The sequence below is a fragment of the candidate division KSB1 bacterium genome (assembly GCA_034506255.1).
Taxonomy (GTDB): Bacteria; Zhuqueibacterota; Zhuqueibacteria; order Zhuqueibacterales; family Zhuqueibacteraceae; genus Coneutiohabitans; species Coneutiohabitans thermophilus.
On sequence record JAPDPX010000001.1, the window covers coordinates 106,937 to 131,702 of the forward strand.

22 protein-coding genes are annotated in these 24,766 nt (G+C 59.3%); all 22 read left to right on the plus strand.

What is annotated here, in order from left to right:
• Window positions 1-4 precede the first annotated feature (4 nt).
• The gene (locus ONB52_00435; GenBank protein ID MDZ7414604.1) at window positions 5-304 is read left to right on the plus strand and encodes a PqqD family peptide modification chaperone; all 300 of its coding nucleotides are present in this window, start codon (window positions 5-7) and stop codon (window positions 302-304) included.
• Entirely contained in the window at window positions 288-719 is a 432-nt protein-coding gene (locus tag ONB52_00440; protein ID MDZ7414605.1) for a lasso peptide biosynthesis B2 protein, read from the plus strand. The genes ONB52_00435 and ONB52_00440 overlap by 17 nt, the downstream gene beginning before the upstream one ends.
• Window positions 716-2,521: an asparagine synthase-related protein gene (locus tag ONB52_00445; protein MDZ7414606.1), complete on the plus strand. Its 1,806-nt coding sequence runs from the start codon at window positions 716-718 to the stop codon at window positions 2,519-2,521. Before ONB52_00440 ends, ONB52_00445 begins: the two co-directional genes overlap by 4 nt.
• A gap of 66 nt (window positions 2,522-2,587) precedes the next feature.
• On the plus strand, window positions 2,588-2,749 hold the full coding sequence (locus tag ONB52_00450) for a hypothetical protein (GenBank protein MDZ7414607.1): 162 nt from the start codon (window positions 2,588-2,590) through the stop codon (window positions 2,747-2,749).
• Window positions 2,750-3,064: 315 nt separating this feature from the next.
• On the plus strand, window positions 3,065-4,048 hold the full coding sequence (locus tag ONB52_00455) for an ATP-binding protein (GenBank protein MDZ7414608.1): 984 nt from the start codon (window positions 3,065-3,067) through the stop codon (window positions 4,046-4,048).
• Window positions 4,049-4,055: 7 nt separating this feature from the next.
• Window positions 4,056-5,207: a 50S ribosomal protein L11 methyltransferase gene (locus ONB52_00460; protein ID MDZ7414609.1), complete on the plus strand. Its 1,152-nt coding sequence runs from the start codon at window positions 4,056-4,058 to the stop codon at window positions 5,205-5,207.
• Entirely contained in the window at window positions 5,204-7,045 is a 1,842-nt protein-coding gene (locus ONB52_00465) for an ABC transporter ATP-binding protein/permease (protein MDZ7414610.1), read from the plus strand. The genes ONB52_00460 and ONB52_00465 overlap by 4 nt, the downstream gene beginning before the upstream one ends.
• Window positions 7,042-8,247, plus strand: a complete 1,206-nt coding sequence (locus ONB52_00470; protein MDZ7414611.1) for a nucleotidyltransferase family protein — start codon at window positions 7,042-7,044, stop codon at window positions 8,245-8,247. The genes ONB52_00465 and ONB52_00470 overlap by 4 nt, the downstream gene beginning before the upstream one ends.
• Window positions 8,244-9,323: a glycosyltransferase family 2 protein gene (locus tag ONB52_00475; GenBank protein MDZ7414612.1), complete on the plus strand. Its 1,080-nt coding sequence runs from the start codon at window positions 8,244-8,246 to the stop codon at window positions 9,321-9,323. Before ONB52_00470 ends, ONB52_00475 begins: the two co-directional genes overlap by 4 nt.
• Entirely contained in the window at window positions 9,316-9,972 is a 657-nt protein-coding gene (locus ONB52_00480; protein ID MDZ7414613.1) for a formyltransferase family protein, read from the plus strand. The genes ONB52_00475 and ONB52_00480 overlap by 8 nt, the downstream gene beginning before the upstream one ends.
• A 33-nt stretch (window positions 9,973-10,005) precedes the next feature.
• Entirely contained in the window at window positions 10,006-10,713 is a 708-nt protein-coding gene (locus tag ONB52_00485; GenBank protein MDZ7414614.1) for a WbqC family protein, read from the plus strand.
• Window positions 10,698-11,936: a dTDP-4-amino-4,6-dideoxygalactose transaminase gene (gene rffA, locus ONB52_00490; protein MDZ7414615.1), complete on the plus strand. Its 1,239-nt coding sequence runs from the start codon at window positions 10,698-10,700 to the stop codon at window positions 11,934-11,936. Before ONB52_00485 ends, rffA begins: the two co-directional genes overlap by 16 nt.
• A 71-nt stretch (window positions 11,937-12,007) precedes the next feature.
• Window positions 12,008-12,811, plus strand: coding sequence for a class I SAM-dependent methyltransferase (locus ONB52_00495; GenBank protein MDZ7414616.1), 804 nt, complete (start codon window positions 12,008-12,010; stop codon window positions 12,809-12,811).
• Window positions 12,804-14,924, plus strand: coding sequence for a hypothetical protein (locus tag ONB52_00500; GenBank protein MDZ7414617.1), 2,121 nt, complete (start codon window positions 12,804-12,806; stop codon window positions 14,922-14,924). The genes ONB52_00495 and ONB52_00500 overlap by 8 nt, the downstream gene beginning before the upstream one ends.
• Window positions 14,925-15,002: 78 nt before the next feature.
• Window positions 15,003-16,559, plus strand: coding sequence for a flippase (locus tag ONB52_00505; GenBank protein ID MDZ7414618.1), 1,557 nt, complete (start codon window positions 15,003-15,005; stop codon window positions 16,557-16,559).
• Window positions 16,560-16,582: 23 nt separating this feature from the next.
• On the plus strand, window positions 16,583-17,623 hold the full coding sequence (locus tag ONB52_00510) for a GNAT family N-acetyltransferase (protein MDZ7414619.1): 1,041 nt from the start codon (window positions 16,583-16,585) through the stop codon (window positions 17,621-17,623).
• A 4-nt stretch (window positions 17,624-17,627) separates the two neighbouring features.
• Window positions 17,628-18,380 carry a class I SAM-dependent methyltransferase gene (locus ONB52_00515; GenBank protein MDZ7414620.1) on the plus strand — a complete coding sequence of 251 codons (753 nt, stop codon included), beginning with the start codon at window positions 17,628-17,630 and terminating at the stop codon, window positions 18,378-18,380.
• A complete protein-coding gene (locus ONB52_00520) occupies window positions 18,377-19,369 on the plus strand; it encodes a hypothetical protein (GenBank protein MDZ7414621.1) in 993 nt (330 codons plus the stop codon). The genes ONB52_00515 and ONB52_00520 overlap by 4 nt, the downstream gene beginning before the upstream one ends.
• A 158-nt stretch (window positions 19,370-19,527) precedes the next feature.
• Window positions 19,528-20,757: a glycosyltransferase gene (locus ONB52_00525; GenBank protein ID MDZ7414622.1), complete on the plus strand. Its 1,230-nt coding sequence runs from the start codon at window positions 19,528-19,530 to the stop codon at window positions 20,755-20,757.
• Window position 20,758: 1 nt separating this feature from the next.
• Window positions 20,759-21,592 (plus strand): class I SAM-dependent methyltransferase, encoded by an 834-nt coding sequence (locus ONB52_00530; GenBank protein MDZ7414623.1) that lies wholly within the window; start codon window positions 20,759-20,761, stop codon window positions 21,590-21,592.
• Window positions 21,593-21,599: 7 nt separating this feature from the next.
• The gene (gene asnB, locus ONB52_00535) at window positions 21,600-23,495 is read left to right on the plus strand and encodes an asparagine synthase (glutamine-hydrolyzing) (protein ID MDZ7414624.1); all 1,896 of its coding nucleotides are present in this window, start codon (window positions 21,600-21,602) and stop codon (window positions 23,493-23,495) included.
• An 18-nt stretch (window positions 23,496-23,513) separates the two neighbouring features.
• Window positions 23,514-24,758: a glycosyltransferase family 4 protein gene (locus ONB52_00540; GenBank protein ID MDZ7414625.1), complete on the plus strand. Its 1,245-nt coding sequence runs from the start codon at window positions 23,514-23,516 to the stop codon at window positions 24,756-24,758.
• Window positions 24,759-24,766 lie beyond the last annotated feature (8 nt).

Below are 24,766 nucleotides of genomic sequence, written 5' to 3' on the forward strand. Positions count from 1 at the left end.
CAGGATGGAACGCACACTGACCGGAACCACACGCGTGGTTGCCGCGCCGGAACAAATCTTTTCCGATCTCGGCGGCGAGATCGTCATTCTGAACTTGAACACCGGCGTTTATCATGGTCTGGATGAAGTCGGCGCCCGCATTTGGCACCTGCTGCAGCAGCCCATCACCGTCGATGAATTGCACGCCGCCATTCTGGCCGAATACGAAGTGGAAGCCGAGATCTGCCGCCGCGATATTCTGGAGCTGCTGCGCACCCTGCTCGACGCCGGTTTGATCCATTTCGCCGATGCTTCGCTTGCATAAATTCCTGCGCCTGCCTGCGGCCAAGCGGAAAGTCTGGCTGCAGGCTTTCGCCCTGCTGTGCGCCGTTCGGCTGGGGTTGTGGCTGCTGCCCTTTGCGACGGTGCAGCGGCTGCTGCGGCAGTTGCGCCGGCGCCGCCAGGACACCGTCTTGCACATTGCCACGCTCATCCATGCGCTCACGGTGCTGAGCCGCTACGTGCCGCACGCCACCTGCTTGGTGCAGGCGCTGACCGCGCACACCTTGCTCAAACGTCACGGTTACCCAGCCAAGTTGCACCTCGGCGTGGCCAAAACCGGCGCGGCGGGGTTGCAGGCCCATGCCTGGGTGGAACAGCACGGCCGGGTTGTGATCGGTGCAGTCGAGGATTTGGCACGTTATACGCCCCTGCCATTGGTGGAGGGTCTGCGCTCATGAGTGGCATCGTTGGCCTGGTGAACTGCGATGGCGCGCCGGTGGCAAGCCGCCTGCTGCAGCAACTCACCGCGACGATGCAGTTCCGCGGACCGCAGGCGCAAGCGATCTGGGTCAATGGCAGGGTGGGATTCGGGCATGCACTGTTGGCCTCTACTCATGAGTCCGGACGCGAGCAGCAACCCCGCAGCCTCGATGGTGAGGTGTGGATCACTGCCGATGCCCGTCTCGATGATCGCGCCGGCCTGTGGCAGCGTCTGGCACTGCCGCCGCGCGATCTCGCGACCGTCAGCGATGCGGAGTTGATCCTGCTGGCCTATCAGGCGTGGGGTGAAGAATGCGTGCAGCATCTGCTCGGGGATTTTGCCTTTGCCATTTGGGATGGCCGCCGGCAGCGCTTGTTTTGTGCCCGTGATCATTTTGGCGTCAGGCTGTTGTATTACGCCCATTGCGGCAACACGCTGGTGTTCAGCAACACCCTCAACACGGTGCGCGCCCATCCCGCGGTCTCGACGCGCCTGCATGAGCCTGCCATCGGCGATTACCTGTTGTTTGGCTGCAATCTTGATGCAACCTCCACCAGTTTCGCCGATATTCAGCGTCTGCCACCGGCACATGTGCTGACTGCCGGCAGCGAGGGCGTGCGCACACGGCGCTACTGGCGCCTGCCGGTGCCTGAACCTCTGTGCTACCGCCGTGACGCCGACTATGTTGACCGTTTTCGGGAGCTGTTGCAGCAGGCGGTGGCCGACCGGCTGCGCTGCGATCGCCTCACCGTTTGGATGAGCGGCGGATTGGATTCCACCACCATCGCCGCGCTGGCGCAGGCACAGCAGAATCCCCCCCGGCTCGCCGCCATGACGGTGTATTATGAAAAATTGATTCCTGACGGCGAACGCGAATATGCCGAGCTGGCTGCCCGGGCGATCGGTCTGCCGCTGCATCTCCTGCGGGCCGACGATTTTCCCCTCTTCGATGACGGTCATGTGCCGGCCTTTCCGGAACCGGCAGATGAGCCGATGACCGCTCTGCTCTCCGCCCAGTTGCAAACCAGTCTGGCCAACGGCCACGTGGTCCTCACTGGTGATGGCGGTGACGAGTTGCTTTACCCCTCCGGCCTGGCTCACATGCTGCGTGCTTTGCCGCCGCGGCAGACATGGCGTGCGGTACGCGATTATGTCCGCCAGCGTCGCGCGCTGCCACCGCTGGGTCTGGGATTGCGCGCCCGGTTGCGTGCCTGGCGCCGGCGCGAACCACGCCGCGATGGCGTCCCGTCCTGGATCGCGCCGGATTTCGTTGCGCGCTGTCACCTGCGCCAGCGTTGGCAGGAGGTCACCTACAACCAGCCTGGTGTGCCGCACCGCTGGCGGCCGGGCGCCTATCACGGATTGACCACGCCCTATTGGCAGAGTGTGTTCGAATTCTATGATGCCGGCGTCCTGGGCGTGCCGCTGGAGTTTCGTTTGCCGTTTCTCGATCTGCGGCTGGTGCAGTTCACGCTCGCCATGCCGCCCCTGCCATGGTTCGTCACGAAGGAATTGTTGCGCCGCTGCACCGTCGATTTGCTGCCGGAAAAAATCAGACGGCGTCCCAAAACCCCGTTGCCGGGCGAGCCATTGCAGGAATGGTTGCAACAGCATGAAGTAAAATGGCTGGATGATTTCACGCCGGTGCCGTTGCTGCATCAGTTCGTCGATCGGCGCGCCGTTCCCCGTCTCAGCGGCCGGCCCCTGAACGGGATTGATCCCTACGTGCCCCTCCGGCCGTTCGCCTTGAATCAATGGTTGAGGCAGTTGTCTTTGTGAATCTGACTGCTCGGTGGTTTTCAACTCCTCCATAAGCTGTTCAATCTCTTTGAAAAGGGATATGCAATGATCAGCGAAGACAAAAACACCAGCCGCAAGAATTACCGCCGTCCCCAGTTGGTGACATACGGCGCCATACATCAAATCACGCAGGCGTTGGGCATTTACATGCGTCTGGATGGCGGCATCGCCAATATGATGAAACGCAGCCAGGCCACCCCGCCATGACCCCGCGTGTACACCCTTGCCTTGTCATTTGCCCGCAATCAATGGGGCAGTGCCGACTGCCTGTCCGGATTCTGTGCTGCGATTACCATGCAAACGCGGTCACGCAGGCTTCCAGCCTGCCGGCAGACAAGATGTCTGCACTACATTTTCAGCATGAGGGCTGGCGCGCGGTATGGCAATTACTCCCGTGAGAGATGCGTCATTTGCGCGCCGGTTGCGATCACTGCCGACCGTCAGGAGCAAGTGTTGGTGTCCCGGCAAAATGCCCGGTTGCAATTGGCGGCCTTTCACAAGACACCGCCTGCGGACGAAATCATGTGGCAATACCGCCTTTATGGTCTGAGACTTCTGGCCAACCGCCAGCTTCCCGGTTTGCCGGTTGCCGCCCATGCCGAAGCCAATGATGTGCGTGTCTGGTTTGGCGAGATGCCGCCCTGGTTGCCCGCCAACACCGACCGTCGTGAGCGGCTGTGCCGTGAAAGTCGCGAGCGGGATGACCAGGGCGCACCGGTGCAGCGCCTGTGGCAGGCAGCCGGCGGGAATTATTATCGCTTCGTCTTCAGTGATGGCGTCGAATTCGTGGTCGATTGCAGCGGGCGTGAAATCGGCGTGACCTGGGCAGCGACCTCCTCGCCGGAGGATGCGGCCACCTATCTGCTCGGTCCCATTCTGGCTGTGGCACTGGGGCTGCAGGAGGTCACGTGTTTGCATGCCAGTGCCGTGGCCATCGCGGGTGGGGCCGTGGCCCTGGTGGGCCCCTCCGGTGCGGGCAAGTCAACCACCGCCGCCAGCTTCGCCCGCCTGGGTTTTCCCGTGCTCTCTGATGACGTGCTGGCCTTGCGCGACCGGCGTTCTGTTTTTCTGGCACAACCCGGGTATCCCTCTTTGCGACTGTGGTCGGATGCCGTCACGGCTCTGTTCGGGTCGGCCGAGGCCCTGCCGCCCCTGACTCCGACGTGGGACAAGCGCTGCCTCGATCTCTGCGCCAGCGAATACAAATTTCAACAGGACGAGCTGCCGCTGCGGGCAATCTATTTTCTCGATGATCGCGGGCAGTCGCCCCAATCCCTCATCATGCCGGTGCCGCCTGCCGAAGGCCTGTTGCTGCTGCTCGCCAACAGTTATCTGACCCACGATCTCGACCGCAGGCATCGTCTGCGCGAGTTTGATCTGCTCAGCCGTGTCGCCCGCCACGTGCCGTTGCGCCGCGTGCAAGCGCCGGAGAACCCCGCGCATCTGCCGGCCCTGTGCGCCGCCATCACCGCCGAGGTGCAGACCGGCTCCGCCTCTGAATCTTGAAAACCGTATGTACAGCCTGTTCGACTACGGCGACATGATCGCCGACCGGGTGCGCTTCGAGGCCTACAGCAAGGCCCTGCGCCAGACCATGAAACCCGGTGCGGTGGTGCTCGATATCGGCACCGGCACCGGCATCTTTGCGCTGCTTGCCTGCAAACTCGGCGCGCGCCGCGTTTATGCCCTGGAGACCAACAACGCCATCGCGGTGGCTGCCGAACTGGCCGTCGTCAATGGCTGCCAGGAGCGCATTACTTTTCTGCAGCAACTTTCCACCAAGACCGTGCTTCCGGAGGCTGCCGATGTCATCATCTCGGACCTGCGCGGGGTGCTGCCGTTGCTCGAACAGCATCTCCCCTCGCTGGTGGATGCACGCCAGCGCCTGCTGGCGCCCGGCGGAACATTGCTGCCCTGGCGCGACACGCTGTGGGCCGCCGTGATCACCGCGCCCGAGCTGTATCAGCGCCATTTCCAACCCTGGCAGCAGGATTTGTTGGGATTGGATACGCAGCCGTGCCAGCGCCTGCTCGCCAATCTCTGGCAGCGCGCCCAGTTCCAGCCCGGTCAGTTGCTCACCGCGCCGCAATGTTGGGCCACCCTCAACTACCACACTCTCACCAGTCCCCATGTCAGTGGCGAACTGAGCTGGCGCGTGACCCAGTCCGGCACGGCACACGGCCTGTGCCTGTGGTTCGATGCCGAACTTAGCCCCGGCATCGGCTTCTCCAATGCGCCCGGTCAGCCGAAAACCATCTACGGCCAGGCCTTTTTCCCCTGGCCGCAACCGGTGGCGCTCGCTGCCGGCGATCATCTCACCGTCAGGCTCCAGGCGAATCTCGTCAAGGATGATTATGTCTGGCAGTGGCACACCCGCATCAATTCGGGCAATGAGCGCGGCAGTCGCATGACCGAATTCCGGCAATCCTCTCTCTGGGGCGAGCCGCTGTCACCGCATCAGCTTCGCAAACGCGCCCACACCTTCGTCCCGCGGCTGAATCAGGAAGGCCGGATCATGCAATTCATCCTGAATCGCATGGAGGGCAGGGCAACGCTCGCCGACCTGGCGCACGAACTGGTGCAGACTTTTCCCCGGGATTTTCCCGACTGGCAGTCGGCACTCGTCCGCCTGGGAGATCTTGCCATTGGTTGGAGCGAGTCGTGAGCAGCAACCGGGAATCCCGGCCAATCTGGCAGCAGCAGGCATGGCGTATCGATCGCGCCCTGCGCCTGGTCTGGCAATGCAGCCGCGGCTGGACGCTCGCCGGTCTTGCGCTGATGCTGTTGCAAAGCCTCATGCCGCTGCTCAGCCTTTATCTCACCAAACAGATTCTTGACGCCGTCACCCAGGCGATCACCGGCGCCAGCCGCAGTGCGGCACTGCGGCAAGTTTTCCTCTGGGTGGGATGGGCAGCCGCGGCGACGCTCTTCAGCGAAGTGCTGCGTGCTTTGGGCAGCTTCGTCAGTCAAGCGCAGGCCCAGGTGGTTGCCGATCACATCCATCAGCGCCTGCATCGCAAGTCCGTCGCCCTGGATCTGGCTTATTATGAAAACCCGCGCTACTATGACACGCTGCACCGCGCCCAGGAGGACGCGCCCTTCCGGCCGCTCAGCATCGTCACCGGTCTGCTGCAGGCGGGACAGAGCGGCCTCTCGCTGCTGGCGCTCGCCGGCCTGTTATTCGCCTTTCATCCGCTGCTCGCCGCCATCCTGTTCGCCGCCACCCTGCCCGGCCTGATGGTGCGCGTGAAATACGCCAGGGAGACTTTTCGCCGGCAGCAGCGCTGGACGGCCAATGAGCGCCGCGCCTATTCCTATCACTGGCTGCTCACTGCCGGGGAATTCGCCGGGGAAATTCGTCTGTTTCATCTCGGTCCCTTGTTCATCAGCCGCTTTCGTGAATTGCGCGCGCACATCCGCCGCGAACGCCTGGCCCTCAGCCGCCAGGCGATGCTCGCCGAGCTGGGGCCGCAGGCGCTCGCCATCCTCGCGGTTTTCGGCGCGGTCACGCTGCTGGTCAAACAGGCCTTCGCCGGCGCGCTCACGCCGGGCGCGCTGGTGATGTACTGGCAGGCCTTTCAGCGCGGTCAGGAAAACTTCCGCGACCTGCTGCATGCCGCGGCCGGCATCTATCAGGACAATCTCTTCCTCGCCAGCTTCCACGAATTTCTCGAACTGCAGCCGGCGATTACAACTCCCGCCCGGCCCCGGCCATTGCCGCGACCACTCAAGACCGGCATCGAGTTTCATTGCGTCAGCTTTTGCTATCCCGGCACAAGCCGCACCGCCCTGCACGACATCAGTCTGCGCCTGCGACCCGGCGAAATCGTGGCGCTGGTGGGCGAAAACGGCTCCGGCAAATCCACGCTCATCAAGCTGCTCTGCCGGCTGTATGATCCCACTGCGGGTCGCATCACCCTCGACGGGGTCGATCTGCGCGAGTACGATCCCGCCGCCTGGCGGGCCGAGATCGGCGTCCTGTTTCAGGATTATGTGCGTTACAATCTCAGCGCGCGGGAAAACATCTGGCTGGGCGAGATCACCCTGGCGCCCGATGATCAGCGCATTGCGGCGGTGGCACGGCAAACCGGCGCCGACCGCGTGATCGCCAAACTCCCCGCCGGCCCCGCCACGCTCCTGGGAAAATGGTTTGAAGAAGGGGAGGAGCTGAGCACCGGCGAGTGGCAAAAGCTCGCTCTCAGCCGCGCCTGTCTGCGCCAAAAACAACTGTTGTTGCTCGACGAGCCCACCAGCAGTCTGGATGCCCGCGCGGAAGCGCAATTCTTCCAGCACCTGCGCGCAATCGCCGCCGATCGCGCCACCCTGTTGATCAGCCACCGCCTGGCGACTGCGCGGCTCGCGGATCGCATCTATGTGCTTGCCAACGGCCACCTCGTGGCGAGCGGCACCCACGCACAACTGCTGTCGCAATCCGGCAACTATGCCGAACTCTTCGCCACCCAGGCGCAGTCTTATCGCACCGGCGAGGCGGTCACCGCATGACGCTCTGGCCTGATCCCCGCCGCCACGAAAACTCGCTGCTGCTGTGCTGCAGCCGCGTGCAGGCAGATGCCGCCACCCGTGAGCGCCTGGCTTTTCTGCTCACCCGCAAACTGGACTGGCAGTACGTGCTGTGGCAGGCCGCCTGGCATCGCATCACTGTGCTGTTGTTCCGCCAGCTTCAACCTCTCGCGGCCGCCGTGCCACCGCCGGTCCTCGCCCATCTGCAGGAGCAGGCCAAACGGCAGACGCAACAAAGTCTGCTGCAAACCGCGGGACTGCTGCAGTTGCTCCCGGCGTTGGCAGCGCACGGTGTGATCGCGGTTCCTTTTAAAGGCCCCGCCCTGGCGGCGGCGGTTTATGGTGATCCGGCTTTGCGTGAATGTGAAGACCTGGATGTGCTGGTGACCCCGCATGCTTTGCCACAGGCCAAAGCCGTGCTCGTCAGGCTCGGCTTCCGTCCCCTGCAACCACTCAATCGAGCCCAGGAGGCGGTTTACCTGCGCTACGAATCCGGTTCCACTTTCGTGCAGGAGAGTACCGGCCTGCAGGTGGATTTGCACTGGGCCTTCAACCGCAATTACCTCGCCGTGCCGCTCGCGCTGGCCGATATGTTGCCGCGGCTGCAACCGCAGGTATTGGCCGGCATTCCGCTGCACCAGCTCGCGCCGGAGGATTTGCTGCTCGCCCTGTGCGTGCACGGCGGCAAGCATCAATGGCTGAGTTTGAATTGGATCATTGACGTGGCGGAGCTGCTGCGCACGCATCCCCGCCTCGCCTGGCAGGATCTCGCGGCACGCGCCCGCGCTACCGGCTGCCTGCGCTTCGTGCATCTCGGGCTCCATTTGGCGCACCGTCTGCTGGCCGCACCGCTGCCTGCCGCCCTGCGCGAGCAGATCGCAGCCGATCGCGTCGTCACGCAACTTGCCGATCATGCCCGCCATCGCCTGTTTCCGATGATGGAAGAATGGGACCCGGGTGTGGCCGAGCGCATTCTCTTCCTGCTGCGCGCACGCGAACGCCGGCGCGACCAACTGCGCTTCCTGCTGCGGCGGCTCACCACGCCGACCTCAAGCGATCTTTTTTACTGGCAATCACCGCTCCTGCCCGCACCGCTTTATCCCTGGCTGCGGCCCGCCCGTCTCTTGTTCGGGATCGTGGGCCGTGGTTTGAAATTTCTGCGACCCTCTCCGGTGGCAACATGAATCCAATTGTTCCCGACCGCCTCGCCGGCGCGCCCGCGTTGCGCAACGGCAGGACCGCCGCCCAGGCAGCAGCCGGTGCGGCACCGCACCCCTCTCCGGCCGTTCCGCCCGGCCTGTCGGTGGTGATCCCGGTCTACAACAGTGCGGAAATCCTGCCGCTCCTGCTGCCGCGGCTGCAGGCGGTGCTCGCGGCGCTGACGGCGCGCCACGAAATCATCCTGGTCAATGACGGCAGCCGCGACCACAGTTGGCAGGTGGCTGCGGGCTGGGCACAACAGCACCACGAAATCGTGGCGATCGACCTGATGCGCAACTACGGCCAGCACAACGCCCTGCTGTGCGGCATCCGTGCGGCGCGCTACGAGGTGATCATCACCATGGATGACGACCTGCAACACCCGCCGGAAGAAATTCCCAAACTGCTCGCCCGGCTGCAGGAGGGCTATGATGTGGTTTATGGCACGCCGGCGAAAGAATCCCATTCTGTTTTGCGAAATCTGCTTTCCCGTCTCACCAAAACCACGATTTCCAGCACGCTCGGCAATCATCAAATTCGCGATATCAGTGCCTTTCGCGCGATCCGGGCAGAGGTGTGCCGCGCCTTTGCCGATTACGCCAGCCCCTACGTTTTGCTCGATCTGTTGTTGTCCTGGGGAACCGGCAAATTTGCCTGTGTGGTGGTCTCACATCGCGTCCGACAGGCGGGCAAATCCAATTACACTTTTTGGAAACTGTTCAATCAGGCAATGTTGATTTTAACCGGCTTCAGCACGGCACCGTTGCGCCTCGCCAGCCTGGTGGGCTTTGGCTTCACCCTTTTTGGCATCGTTGTCTTTCTGTATGTCATTGTGGGCTTTTTTGTGCGCGGCAGCATTCCCGGCTTTCCGTTTCTTGCCTCCATCATTTCGCTGTTCAGCGGGGCACAACTTTTTGCACTGGGCATCATCGGTGAATATCTGGCCCGCATGTTCACGCGCAGCATTCAAAAGCCCACCTATGTCGTCAAGCAAGTTGCGAAAGCGGAGCGCCACACGTCCGCTGCCGTGTCTGCCGGGGAGGAGCCCCGCCATGGCTGACAAACTGCGCGTTGGCTTTTGCGTTTCCGGTGGCGGTCATCTCTGCAAAGCCGCATTACATCACGCGGAGACGCTGGGGATCAGACCCGCCCTGCTGTTGGCCGATTACAAGGCCGCTGCCGATCTGGAAATCCTCGCCCGTGAGAGGGATATTCCGTTTCACCGACTTGCCAGGCAGGAACGCGAACGCGTGCAACAACAAATCACCGCCATTTGCGCGACGAGCGAACTGGACTTGCTGTGTTTGACCTTTGACAAAATTTTGCCTGCTGAATTGGTGGCTCAGTATCGCGGGCGCATCATCAATGTCCACATGGGGTTGCTGCCGGCCTTCAAAGGCATGCACGCGCTGGAGCAGGCTGTTCGGGCGGGGGTGAAGTATGCCGGTGCCACCATTCACGAAGTGGATGTCGAAGTCGACAGCGGTGCCATCATCGCCCAGTGCCTCACCGGCGTGCGGCAACAGGAGAGCCCCGCCGCACTCGGGGCGCGGCTCTATGGGTACTTGCGTTTGATGTTTCTGCAGGTGCTCGCCTGGTATGCTGAAGGCCGAATCAGCCGCGATCAAGCCGGCAGGCTATGGGTGACGAACGGTGTTTATGGTGAATTGCCCATCTCACCGGCAGTTGAGCGCAGCTTTCCTGATTGAACGCGAACTGTTGCCCACCTCCGAGAAGCGACCATGACATGCGTCATCCTGCAACCCTCTTACATTCCCTGGCGTGGCTACTTTCACCAGATTCAAAAGGCGGACGTTTTCGTCTTTTATGATGATGTGCAATATGACAAACGCGGCTGGCGCAACCGGAATCGCATCAAATCAGCGCACGGCAGCCTCTGGCTCACCATCCCCGTTCATGCGGCCGGTTGTCAAATCCATCACACCCCGCTCAACCGCATCGCGATAGACTGGCAGCAAAACTGGCATGAAAAGCATTTGCTTACCCTCCAGCATGCGTATGGCAAAGCACCCTTCCATGCCCGATACGCACCCTTGCTGGAAGCGCATTTTCAGCGGCGCCCCGCGTTGCTGGCCGACCTGACCATTGATCTGACCATTGCCCTGGCACGCGCGCTCGGCATTGAACGCACACGCTTCCTGCGCGCCTCGCAATTCAACGTCACGGGCAGCAAAACCGACCGCCTGCTGGCCATTTTGGAAAAAGTCGGCGCCACTTCCTATCTCAGCGGCCCCTCGGCACGTGCATACATCGAAGAACACAAATTCCGTGAGCGCGGCATCACTTTGGAATACATGACCTACGATTACCCTGTCTATCCGCAGCTTCACCCACCCTTTGACCCGCAGGTGTCGATTTTGGATTTGTTGTTCATGACCGGACCGCAGGCACCCGACTACATTTGGGGAGATCCATGCCGAACCCATTGATTCCCTTCAACCGTCCCTGCTTTGAAGGCAACGAGCAGGCCTACATCGCCCAGGCCATCGCCAACGGCCACATCTCCGGCGACGGCGCCTTCAGCAGGAAATGTCACGCCCTGCTCCAGGAGCAACTGGGCGTCCCCAAAGTTCTGCTGACCACCTCCTGCACCCACGCCCTGGAAATGGCCGCACATCTGCTCGACATCCAGCCCGGCGACGAGGTGATCGTGCCCTCCTTCACCTTTGTTTCGACCGTGAATGCGTTTGTGCTGCGCGGCGCCCGGCCGGTGTTCATCGACATTCGCCCCGACACCCTGAACCTGGATGAAACACAACTCGAGCGCCTCATCACGCCGCGCACGCGCGCCATCGTGCCGGTGCACTATGCCGGCGTGGGCTGTGAAATGGACGCCATCATGGAAATTGCCCGGCGCCATCACATTCCCGTGGTCGAAGACAATGCCCACGGCCTGTTCGGCAAGTATCGCGGCAAATATTTGGGCACGTTTGGTGCGCTGGCCACCCAGAGTTTCCATGAGACCAAAAACTTCACCTGCGGCGAGGGCGGCGCGCTGTTGATCAACGACCTGCAATACGCCGAGCGCGCCGAAATCCTGCGCGAAAAGGGCACCAACCGCAGCCGTTTCTTCCGCGGCCAGGTGGACAAGTACACCTGGGTCGATATCGGCTCGAGCTATTTGCCCTCGGATTTGCTCGCGGCTTTTTTGCTGGCGCAGCTCGAACAGCGCGAAAACATTCAAAACAAACGCCGGGCGTTGTGGCAGCTTTATCGTTCGCTGCTGGCGGAATGGGCGGAACAGAATCTCGTGCGGCTGCCGGTGGTGCCACCGCATTGCGAACAGGCCTATCACATGTTCTATTTGCTCATGCCGGATCTCGCCACGCGCACGCGCTTCCTTGCCCACCTGAAGGAACGCGCTATTCTGGCGGTTTTTCACTATCTCCCGCTGCACCGCTCGCCGATGGCGGCACGCTGGCTTGACCGGCCCTGCGTCTGCCCGGTGACGGAGGAAATCAGCGACCGACTGGTGCGCCTGCCGTTTTTCAACAGCATGACGCCGGAGGAGATTTTGCGGGTGGTCGCGGCGGTTCGTGAATTTCGTTGCAGCGACATGTTGCCCAGGCATCAAACCCCGCGCGCGACGCGCAAGCCCGCAAAAGTCCGGGGCACGACCACTGTGGCTTTGGAAGGCATGCCGCAACCCTGAGCCACCGGCACCTTCATTGGTTTGCTGCATCGCACCACCATCTCACAAAAATGATCCCTGCCACTTCTCAGATGGATACCCATCAAAGTTACGACCCGGCCCATTTTGAGCCTTTATTTGCGGTGGAAGACCGGCATTTCTGGTTTCGCGCCCGCAATCGCATCCTGGCGACCGTCATGCGCCAGATCACTGCGGCGCTGGCACCCGGCTATCGTGTGCTGGAAGTGGGTTGTGGCACCGGCTATGTGCTGAGCATGCTCAGCGGCATCTGCTCGCAGGGCTCCGTGATCGGGATGGATTTGTTCGCAGAAGGATTGCGATATGCCCGCCGCCGCACCGCCTGTGCCCTGGTGCAGGGCGACCTCAATGCCTCGCCGTTGCGGCAACGTTTCGAAGTGGTGGGCCTGTTCGATGTGTTGGAACACCTGCCCGATGACGTTGGCGTGCTCCGCCTGTTGCACGAACATCTTGCGCCGGCAGGCCGCCTGGTCCTCACCGTTCCGGCCTGTCCCTCTTTGTGGAGTTACTTCGACGAGGCCTCACAGCATTGCCGGCGATACACACTTGACGAACTCGGGCACAAGCTGAGGCAGGCCGGTTTTCAGATCGACTATGCCACTTACTTCATGTTCAGCCTGTTCCCCATCTTGTGGCTGGGCAGGAAATTGTCCGGTACTTCCAGGAATGGCGGGGGAGGGAGTGCAACGGGCACAGCGGAACTCGCCCATCGTGAGCTTCGCGTCATGCCGGTGATCAATGAAGTCCTCCATTTTCTGCTGGCACAGGAAGCACATCTGATCGCCCGGCGGGTTCAGCTCCCGATGGGGACGTCGATCCTGGCGCTGGCCAAAAGAATTCCGGCAAGCCATGAGTGACAAAAGAGAACTGCCAATCGTGGCGGCAGCAAAATTTTCAGAAAGACAATCGTCGGTTGTCGGCATCGCGAATCTTATCCTGATCGCAGTGAACATCGCAGTGGTCGCCGTATTCGCCGCGATTTATCAATTTTCGCCTGGGGATTTGTTCGTATTTTCAGCGTTCGTTGTTTTGCTGGTTATCCTTCCGGGTGGTTTGGCGGTATCATCCCTGTCACTGCCGGGAGCTACTGTAAAGTCGAAATTTGTACTTGCAAATGCCATCGGTCTGTCTGGTCTATGCTATTTCTCCTGGCTGCTCAATGCCAAATTCAGACTTCCCTACTATTCCGGTGTTTACATGATTGTGGCCCTGAGTCTCTTTTTTCTCTGGAACCGCATGACAAGGCTCCAACATGGAGAATGGCGAGTCTCAGGCCTGCTGCAGAGAATATTGAATCTGATTCGATCGTCCGAGCTCTCGGTGCTGCTCGCCATCGCTTTGCTCGCAATACTTGTCTCCAATGGACTGGCCAAAAATGCGACCGTTCATGGCGGAGAACTCTGTTTTTACGGCACAGCCGGAGTGGAGGGAATTTGGCATTTGGGCAACGCAGCCTACATGAAGAAGGATTTCGACTTCGGCGATATTCATCAGAACGGATTCAAATTTACCTATCACTTTTTCATATACATCTTTGCCGCACTGGCCTCCAATCTCTGCAGCCTGAATACCGACATCGTTTTTTTCAAATTCCTGCCAATTTACACTTTCTTCTTCCTGCTTTATTCCGGCTACGTCAGTGGCTCCACCCTTTTCCGAAGTCGGAAGATGGGTTTGCTTGCTGCTTTGTTGGCACTTTTTATGGATGATGCCTCAATCGCAGTCAAACTCGGACAGACATTGCACCTGGCCTCGTTGGATTACCTTTTTCTTGGTCCCAAAATTACCTCAGCCTATTTGAGCAGTCCATCATACAGTGCTGCGTTCATTGTTTTCTTCCCACTTTTGCCATTGATCAGGAATGATGATTCCCATCTCAGAGGGGACCGCCATGGTGCTGCGGCAATCGTCACGGCCGGCTTCTTGATCGGAACGATTTCCGGCTTCAAAGTCAGCACCTTTCTAGTTTTGGGTCTGGCCCTGATGATACTCGCGGCAATCGAGATTCTCCGGCGGCGAACATTCATTTACACTGCCATGGGGGCTTTCGCTCTGGCAATTTCTTCCCCTTTTCTCATGGCTCTGCAGCAAACCTCTCTTGCCTCGCTACGCTTCAATCCAGCTCTTTTCCCGCTGGCATCCCCGCTGGGAAGGGAGCTGCTACATCTCTCCGAAACGCCATTTCTGCCCTTTTTGGTCGTGGCGGGAATCCTCATCATCTATCTGCCTGTTGAGTTTGGTCCCCGACTGCTTTCTCTCAGATATCTTCCCGGAGATTTACAAAGGCGGGCAGACGGCATCAGCCTTTTGTGGCTGTGTGGGATTGTCGGCGTACTCCTCACATTGTTGATTACGCCTTCGTTGGATGCTTACAATGCAATGTATTTTCATCGCTTTGGAGCTGTCTGTTTGTCCTTTCTGATGGCCAGAACTCTCGCGCATTTGTTTGATCACAAGAGGGTGAGTGCAATTTTGATTGCCGGCCTTTGTTTGTTCTATGTGGCCGGTGGTTTGTACACCTTTTTTCGATTGCGTTCCGAGGTCACCTTGAAGGTGCCACAAGATAAAATCGCAGGTCTGCAGAAATTGATCACCGCGCGCGACAACGATTTCAAGGTGATCATGAGCAACCGTTTCAAATATTCCGAAGAAGGGCGGGAGGAAAACATTTTCTATCTTTACTCTGCTTTCTCGGAGAACATGGTTTTATCCGAAGGCGAGCGCTTCTCTATCATCCGAGTCGCTGATAGTTTGGCTCTGAAACGGGTGCGGGAGGACATTGCGCAATTTTATTCGACTGATGACTCTCAGACAGCCCGCGCAATCCTGGAGAGGTGGTCGGTCGATTATGTGCTTGTCGATCTGGAGTATGGTCAAACGCTGCACTTTGACCCTTCCTTTCTCGAACAAGTGCATGCCAGTAAAAACCTGATCATCTATGCTTTTCGCAGGAATGTACTGCGGACGTGAGGCACTACCTCTGAATCCGTCCAGGTTGTTTTCAATCCTGCGTCATTCGTGACGCGCCCTTTTTCATTCGAATCCATTGTGTCTATTATCGGGACATTGCCTCCAGCCACCTCAACGGAGAAGAGCGAAACCAGTTTCTACCTCAAAAAAATCGCCAAAAACGCCGGTCTCACCGCCAGCGGGCAGTTGCTCAGCCAGGTGCTGGGACCGCTCAGCGGCATCATCACCACCCGCGCCCTGGGAGCAGAGCTGTATGGCATCTACACCCTCACGACCTACTGGACCGGCACCCTGGCAGATCTTTCCACACTCGGTTTCGCCGGCATGCTCACGCGTTTCTCCGCCAGTTACAAGGGCGAAGGCCGGCTCGACAAGGCCAAAGGCGCAATCCTGCTCTCGCTCAAGATTGCACTCCTCGTCGGCGGAGTTTTGGCGCTGGCTTTGGCGGTGTTGGCAGAGCCATTTTGCCGCCATGTTGTCAAACAGCCCGGCTATGCCCACGCCTTTCGCTTTGCCAGCATCGCCGTTCTGTTCACCGCGGTTTACAGCATTTTCCTGGCGGCACTGAATGGCCTGCAGCAGCAGGGCCATGCCGTGCTGGCCAATTCCGTCGCTGCAAACTTGACGAAGCTGCTCACTCTGGTGGCCCTGCTCGCCTGTGGTTTGCAGCTCTATGCGGCGCTGGCCTCGAGCCTGCTGCAGGACCTGGTCATTCTGATGCTGGCGGGATTTTTTCTCGTCAAGGTGTTTCCAGGGCTGCGCGATCCCGGCCTGCCGGCAACCAGCGAAAAGAAAAAATTGTGGCAATTCTCCGGCACGCTGTTCGCCACCAGCCTGTTCAACAAGCACACGTTTCAACTGGACATCCTGTTTTTGGGTATGTTCTGCCAGCCGGCAGAGGTGGGGCTGTACGCGGTGGCGCTGCGCCTGCAACCGTTGATTTACATGCCGCACACCGCCATCATGCAGATTTTCGGCCCGGTGGTCGCCGAGCTCAACGCCAGGGGCAGGGTGACCGAATTGGCGGGCCTGTACAAAACCGTGACGAAATGGACCGCCAGCCTCAGCCTGCCGGTCTTTTTGACGATCGTGCTGTTTCATCAACCGATTTTGGGCATATTCGGCAGAGAGTTTCACGGGGCGACGTTGGTTCTGCTCATTCTCAGCGCGGGCAATTTGCTTGCTGACATCTTCGGCATGGCCGGGCAGGTTTTGACCATGATCGGCCGCCCGCTGGTCAATTTGATTAATTCCCTCGTCATTGCGGTGATAAGTGTCGTCCTTTATCTCACCTTGATCCCGCAGGCAGGCATCATCGGCGCGGCAGTGGCTTACGCCACTGCAACCCTCGCGGTCAATCTGCTGCGTCTGGCCGAAGTGCATCACTTCCTGCGCATCCATCCCTTGCAGGCCAGTCTGTGGAAGCTCGGCGTTGCGGCTTGCGCCAGCTCCGCCGCCGTTGTTCTGTTGCGCACAGCCACTTCATTCGGCAGCCTGCCGCAGTCCTGGCTGTGGTTGTTGCTGCTGCTGTGGTTGCTCTATGGCGGCTGCCTGTATGTTCTTGGTCTGGATGACGACGATCGTGTGGTCCTCGCTGCCATTCGCCGTCGTCTTTTCGGCGGGGTGACGGCATGATCCAGGTCGGGCGGATCAGAACCATGAGTGAGTTGCAAAGTGTGCATGCGGAGTGGAACAGCGTGTTGGCCGCCTCCGGTTCGGAAAACATTCATCTCCGGCATGAGTGGTTGATGAGCTGGGCGACTCATTTGCTGCCGCCGGGCCGGCTGTTCGTGCTGCGACTGCGTGCCGGCGGCGAAACCATCGGTTTTGCCCCCCTGCAAATTCGCCGCCGGCGTTTGCGCGGCATGCTGCCTTATCGCCAGTTGCTTTTCCTCGGCGATCCGGAGTCCGATTTCGCGGACTTCATCATCACGCGCCACCGTGCGGAAGCCCTGCAGGCCATCCTTGCCACCCTGGAGCGCGAGGACGCCTGGGCCGAAATCCTGTTGCACAATATCCCCGAAACTTCCCCGAATTTGCCGGTTTTGCGTGAGCTGCTGGCCGGCAAAAACGCCAGCATCCGACCGCAGACGAAATGCTACTACGTTGACATGCAGGACAAAACGTGGGAACAATATCTCCCGACCACCAGCAAAAGTTTCGTGCAGCAGGACCTGCGGCGGTTGTACAACCATCTGCGTGAACGGGAATGGCAGGTGGTGGAGTCCCCACTGCAGGATATTCCCCGCGAGCTTGCCATCATTCATCATCTGCACGGCTGCAGTCAGCAGCGCAAGGGCCGGCAATCTTACTATGCGGATGAACGCTATCGTGCCTTCATTGCCGGAATGATCACAAACCTCAACCGCCTGGGGGCGATTCGGCTGTTCTACCTGCTGATTGATCAAAAGCCGGCCGCCTTCGTGCTCGGCTTCGTGTTTCAGCGGGTGTTTTATTACTGGAATATCGGCTTCGATTCCGCCTTTGAAAAATTGTCACCTTCCAAGGTGTTGCTCGCCGAAGTTATGAAGCGCTGCTTTCAAACGGGCATGCAGGAATTCAACTTCATGCGTGGCGATTCGGACTACAAGACCCGCTGGACCGGCTCCTTCCGTCTCAACTTTCAACTGCGCTGGCTCAGAGAAACCGGCTTCTATGGATTGCTCAACAAATATCGTTCCCACACCGGCGTCGCTTGACACTTTGGACGGTTCGCACCCAACCCAGCTCGAAGAGATCCGGCTGCGTGATGCCCAGGCCGCAAGCTACGCCGAATTCATCAAATCCCATCGCGGCAAGTATTGGATGCAGGCACAAACCGGTCTGTTGCTGCATGCCCTCAAAATCAGAAACGGGCTGCGGCTTTACGATGCCGCCGCCGGCGTCGGTCTCTATACCCTGGAAGTGGCCAGACGGCATCCCACACTGCAGATTCTGGCCAGTGACTTTTCCGCCGCCAGTCTGGCCGTGCTGCAAGAGCAGGCCCGGCAGGCCGGCGTGTCGAACATCCAGACACAGGCCGCCGACATTACCCGCTTTTGTCCGGCTGAAGCAGGTTTCGACCGTGTGGTGTGTCTGGATACCATTCAACACCTGCCGACACCGGCAGCACGCCTGCAGGCTCTGCGCAATTTTCACACGCTGCTGGTGCCGGACGGTTTGTTGGTGCTGAGCGCCTACCGCTGGGGCGGCTGGATTCGACCACCGCAACCAAAGGAGGAGAGCAACCATCTCGGCAGCGGGCTTTATCGCATGGCCTTCACCGAGGAGGAAATCGCGACTTTGCTGCAAAGCGCCGGGTTTCGTCACTGCCGCGTTTTCGGCATCATTCGCCTGCCCGGCCGCCTGCGCAAACGTCTGCCCGCCATGCTGGCATATCCGGTGGAGAACATGCTGATCCAGCTCGGTTGGCGGAAGCAACACGCGCAATATGTCATGGCAGTGGCCGGGAAATGATCTACCTGCTGGTCACCATCGACACCGAGTGCGACAAAGGCCCGCGCTGGCGTGTGCAGAAGCCGATGCGTTTCGAAGCTGTCACCCGCGCCATCCCGGAACGTCTGCAACCTCTGTTCGAGCGTTATGGCATCAAACCCACCTACCTGCTCAGTCCCGAAGTGATTGCCGACACCGCCGCGGCGGCCACGTTGCAGCACCTGGGCGACAAGGTGGAGCTGGGAACACATCTGCATGGCGAATACGTCGAGCCGCTGGCCGACTGGCAGGCGGAAATGACCGCGACCTTTCAATCGCAATATCCGGCGGCGATCGAGCGGCAAAAGCTCGAAAATCTCACGCTGGCCTTCACGCGGGTTTTCGGCTATGCGCCCACTTCGTTCCGCGCCGGCCGCTTCGGGATCGGCCGGCAATCGCTGTCCCTGCTGCAGGAGTTGGGCTATCGCGTTGATTCCAGCGTGACGCCCTATTTGGCCTGGCATGCGAACGTCTCCCACGGCGTCAGTTTTCTGGGCGCACCACTGCAACCATATTTCCCCAGCCGGGAAGATTTTCGCAAACCCGGCACGTTGCGCATTCTCGAAGTGCCGGTAACCGTGCACAACCGCTTTTGGCAGCGCTTCCCCGGCGTTCTGTTGCGTCGCTTGAATCCCCTGAATCGCTGCCAGAGTTTCGTGATGGGCCGGGTGTTGAAAGTGCAGAAATGGAACCGCTGGTTTCGGCCCACTTTCGCGACCGGCAGCGAGCTGCAGAACCTGGTGGAGGAATTGGTGGCGCAGCAGCCGGCCGGCTCGCCCCTGGTGCTGAACATGATGTTCCACAATGTCGAGTTTTGGCCGGGCACGAGCCCGTATGCCCAAAATGAGGCAGAAGTGGGCAGGCTCTTGCAGAGCATGGAGCAGGCGTTCGAGTTCCTTTATTCCCGCCACCAACCGTACAGCGTGGGACTCGGTGAAATGGCGCAATATCATCCCGGGCACGTGCAATGACCAGCGGGGATTTGTCCTTGCCAATCAGGCTTTTAGAAATGTCTGAGGAAACACCAGACGGGCAGGAGCAAGAAGCGTCCACGGCGGCAGCAGGCGGATGTGTTGGACGGGCTGGCCGCCCTCATGGCTGGCGCATCATTCATTTTATCGGCAGCGGCATGATGGGCGGCCGCGAGAAACAAATCGTGCTGATCGCGGGGGAGCAAGCCCGTCAGTTCGCCCATCACGTGACCGTCGTATTTCAAAATCCGGCCGGGCCGAATTATGAGGCGCTTCGCAGACACCCCGGGGTTCATGTCGTCAGCCTGCGATCGTCCGGCGAAATGAGTCTGTGGGCGGCCCTTCAAACCCTGCGCCTGGCCCGTCAACATGACCTTGCATTTTTGCACAGCCCGCGTATTCCCTTTTTGCTCGGGCTTTGGTTTGCCAGGCGCCCCGTCATCTATCGCCTCTCCGGCCTGCAAATGAGTGCGCCCCGGCCGTTTCAGCGCGCCCAGCGGTCAACGCCCGCAAGGCCCGCGATGACATTCAACCAAATGACATGCCCGCAACCAGCACGCTCCGCCCTGCGGCACCCTCTCGAGTATCTCGCCATGCGGAGCCGGCGCCTGATTCGCTGGCTGTTGTTCGTCAACTTTCTGCGGCGCCGCGCCGCTTTGATCCTGGTCAATTCGAGTTTTCTGAAAGCTGTTGGCCGGCGGGAATATGGAGTCGCGGAAGAGAAATTTCTCATCGTACGCAACGGCCTGGATGTCACGCATGAAACAAAACGTTTGGAAAAAGCCCGCAAGAGCGCACGAAAGAATGAGCCGTTCACTCTCGGCTTTATTGGCCGCCTGGATCCGCGAAAACGGCTGGATCGTCTCCTGCAAGCTGTTGCCCCGCTGGTGCATGCCGGTTACCATCTGCGGGTGTTGATCGCCGGTGACGGCGACCTGCGGCCGTCGCTCGAACAACTGGCCCGGGCTCTCGACATCGCCGCCGCCGTGGAGTTTCTGGGAGTCAAGCACAATCCCTATGAGGTGCTCAACCAGTGTGATCTTTTCGTGCTGCCCTCCGACAATGAGGCCTTTTCCAACGCGGCATTGGAGGCCATGTTTGCCGGCGTGCCGGTTGTTGTTTTCAAAGAGGGCTGTGGCACCGGTGAGATCATTGCCCACCGGCAAAATGGCTTTCTGGTCGCCGATGGCGGAGAATTGTGCGAGCTGATTCGTGAGCTGTCGTCCCGCCGGGAGGAATGTCAGCGCATCGGCCGGCAAGCCCGTCAGTCGCTCGAGGCTCTCGGCCTCACCATTCAAGAGCATGTCCGCATGCTGAATGACTGCTTTGCCGGTTTGCTTCACAAGAATGTAAATAACCAAGGTGGTGAATTAGTCAACGGGTATTGAGATGCATAAAGAGAAAAGTAAAGTGAAAGCATCGGTGTTGGAGAAAGACAAGATTACGTTCTCATTTGGTGAGAATTGGCAGGCCTTCAACGAGAGACTTTTTAAGACACGAACACAGCAGGAAGCGATAGAGTTGGCTGTGAAGGACATTGAGAAGTGGCTGGGCAGAGACGGGGTTGCTGGACGAACTGTTCTTGACATTGGTTGTGGCACCGGCCTGCATTCGTTGGCTTTTCTTTTGTTGGGAGCAACGCGGGTCCTTTCCATCGATGTAGATGTGCATAGTATCGCAGCCACAAAATTTTTTTGCAGAGAATTCGGCACACCGGCGAATTGGGAAATCAAGCAGGGATCGATCTTGAATGAGAATTTTATCTTCAACCTTGGGCGCTTTGATATCGTTTATGCCTGGGGTGTGTTGCATCATACCGGTGCTATGTGGAACGCCCTTGATAATTGCACCAAACTGATCGCTGATAATGGAAAACTCTGGCTTTCGCTGTACACCGCTGGCCCGAATTATGCATCCCACTTGGCACTCAAGCGCCGCTACAATGCAGCCAATGACCTGCAAAAGCGGTTAATGGTGGCGAGAATCATCGCCAGAAGAATGCTAAATCGCGCACTTTCCGGAAGGAACCCTTTTACCTGGAACGAAAAAAAAGCGCGAGGCATGAATTCCTATCATGATCTCCTGGACTGGCTTGGCGGCCTGCCCTATGAGGTCGCAAGCAAGAAGGAAGTCGAAGCTTTCTGTCGTAAACACGGTTTACGTCTGGTTCGTGATGAACCGCGCGGTGAAGGGGCCTGTTCGATCTATCTGTTTTCACGATAAAAGCGCCATGTGCGCCATCGCCGGAATTCTCTCCAACACCCCCATCAATCAGCAAATGATCCTCGCCATGACGGATGCGCAGCGCCATCGCGGTCCGGACGGGAGCGGTCATTTCAGCGATTGTGATGGCCGTCTGTGGCTCGGTCATCGCCGCCTGAGCATCATTGATCTCGCCGGTGGCACGCAGCCGATGAAAGATTATCATGGACGGGCGGTGATTGTTTACAATGGTGAGGTGTACAATTACCCTCAGTTGCGCCTCGAACTGGAAAAAAACGGTTGCCGCTTTCATTCCCAATCCGACACGGAAGTGGTGCTGAACGCCTATCTCACCTGGGGGAGCGATTGTCTGCAGCGCTTGCAGGGCATGTTCGCCTTCGCCATCTGGCAGCAGGACAAACGCAAGCTCTTCCTGGCACGCGATCATGCCGGCATCAAACCGCTGCACTATGCCCTCACGCCGCAGGGATTTCTGTTCAGCTCGGAGCTCAAAGGCCTGCTCGCCGCCCTCGACCGGCAACTCGCGCTCGATTGGCAGGCGTTGGGTCTCTATTTGCGGTGGGGGTACATTCCCGCCCCTCACACGATTTATCGGGAATGCCGTAAACTTCGCCCCGGGCATTTTCTCGAGATTGGCTGGGAAAAACTGGAGCGTCTCGAACCGCGCCGCTATTGGCGGTTCGCGTTTGCCGACACGCCGTTGCATGATGAAGCCGTGTGTTTGGAACTGCTCGAACAGCAGCTTGCTGCCGCCGTGCAGGATCACATGATCAGCGACGTCCCGCTCGGTTTCTTTCTCAGCGGTGGCATTGATTCCAGTTTGGTGGCCTGTTTTGGCTCCCGTGTCTCCCACCGGGCGATTCACACCTTCACCATGGCGTTCCCCGAGCCGGAGTATGACGAATCACCCGCAGCGGAAAGAATCGCCCAAAAAATCGGCTCGGAGCATCACGTTGGTTTGCTCGAAAGCCGCCACATTGAGCAGGAACTGGACCGGTTGGTTGCCATTTACGACGAGCCCTTTGCCGACAGTTCGGCCCTGCCCACCCATCATCTCTGCCGGATTATCGGGCAACACGTCAAGGTCGTGCTCTCCGGCGACGGCGGCGATGAGCTGTGGGGCGGTTACAAACGCTATCTGTCCGCCCTGCTCCACCAGCAGCAGCTCGCTCGCTTGGGGCAGCGCACGCTGCGCGCTCTGGCTGCCATTGGTACGCTCGCATGGCCCTTCCAGTGGAAGCGGCCCGCACTCGCCTATCACGCTCAGCACCCTCTGGAACGCTTTATTCGCGGCCTGGAGCTCTATTTCAACGACAGCAGCCTGCGGCGGCTTCTGTCATCCGAAGCTTATGTGGCCTGTGCGACGCCGGATTATCTCGGCGGGCTGGCTGCCGAAGCGGAAAGCGGCCGGGATTTGCTCGAGGTCATGCAATGGATCGACATCAACAGCTATTTGCCGGAGGATGGGCTGACCAAGGTCGACCGTGCCAGCATGGCTTCCTCCCTGGAGGTGCGTGTTCCAATGCTGGATCTGCGCATGATGGCGCTGGCCATGCGGGTCAGCAGCGTACTGCGCGTGCCCCGCAATGGTGCTTTGCATGAACGCTCATTGAAATATCCGCTGCGGCGGCTGGCCGCCCGGCTGCTCGGTGAAGAGCTTGCCAGCCGGCCCAAACGCGGCTTCAGCGTCCCCCTGCGCTACTGGTTCCGCCAGATTTCGCCGGTCTCGTTGCTGGAGCAGAAATGGCGGGCAGCGCGCGGCATTGAAAAAGTTTTGAACCGGGACTTTGTGATGAGACTGGCGCGGGAGCATGAAAGCGGCAGGCGCAACCATCAAAGCCGGTTGTGGGCTATTCTGTTCCTGCTGACCTGGTGGCAATATCACCAACCTCAGAACAACTGAATGCGGGATTCTCAAGCCATGATGCCGCAGGCTGCGCATATTTGCTTCCTGCAAGACAGTCTCTACTCACCAACCTCGACAGGTTGGACCGGCACGCATTTGCAGAACTACAATCTGGCCAGACAATTTTACCAAGCCGGGATGAAGGTCAGCTTCGTGGTGGCCTCGGCCCTGCCCGGGGCGACGGTTCCGCCCGGCTACCAGGGCATGACGGTTCGTTTCGTGAAAACCAGTGCAATTGCACCCTTTCTGTTTTTCTGGCGGGAGGTGAAACAGGCGTTGCGGCAACTCGCCCCCGATTTCATTTATGTCAGGGGCCGCTCCTGGCTCGTGGCTGTGGCGCAAGCCTATGCTGCAGAGCAAGGCGCCGAATTCATTTGGGCCTCCAACGGTGAAGACGGTTGTGATCCGTGGAAATTCACCAGCAAGGCAAAACGGGCCAAGGTCCAACCGTTCAGAAGGCTCTACCGCATGACAAAGGGCGCGTTGGAAGACCTTGCCTATGCCCGTGGCATTCGGCAGGCTTCTTTCCTGGTCAACCAAACCAAGGACCAGCAAAAGGCGTTGGCAAAACACTTCCAGCGTGAAGGTAATGTCATCTATTCCATGCAGGAAGTGCCGCCCGGACCGTTTCAGAAGGCCGACCCGCTGTTAGTGTTGTGGATTGGCAGGTTGTCACGGGAAAAACGGCCGGAACTCTTCTTCAAACTGGTTGATGCCTTTAAGACCAGCAACGTGGCGTTCCGCATGATCGGTCCGATTTCTAAAACAGACCAATGGGCCGCAGAAATTTGCCGCCTTGCCCAGGTCTGCAATTTTCGTCATTTGAATTGGCTTGATCGCGATGCGCTTCTGGAGCTCATGGGTACAGCCTCTCTCTTGATCAACACGAGCAGCCGCTGTGGTGATGGCATTCCCAACTCGATGATCGAGGCCTGGTTGAGAGAAGTGCCGGTATTGTCTTATGAATTGGATCCGGATGATTTGATCAATCGCGAAGGCATGGGCCTTGTGGCCGGAGCAAACTGGCAGGAATTTGTGCAGTCCTTTGCAAAACTGCTGGATAATCGTGAGCAAATCGAAACGCTCAGCCATCATGTCCGCAGCCGGGCGATCGACCTTTTTGCTCCTGAGAGAGTCATTTCTCGGTATCAACGTTTGTTGGGGAAAAAGCCTGTTGAACCAGGTATTTTGCGCAGCGTTGATCGCAATAGTCCCAGGCTAGCGCCTGTCGAACCTGCCAATTCTCATAACGCCGTCTGACGAAAAAT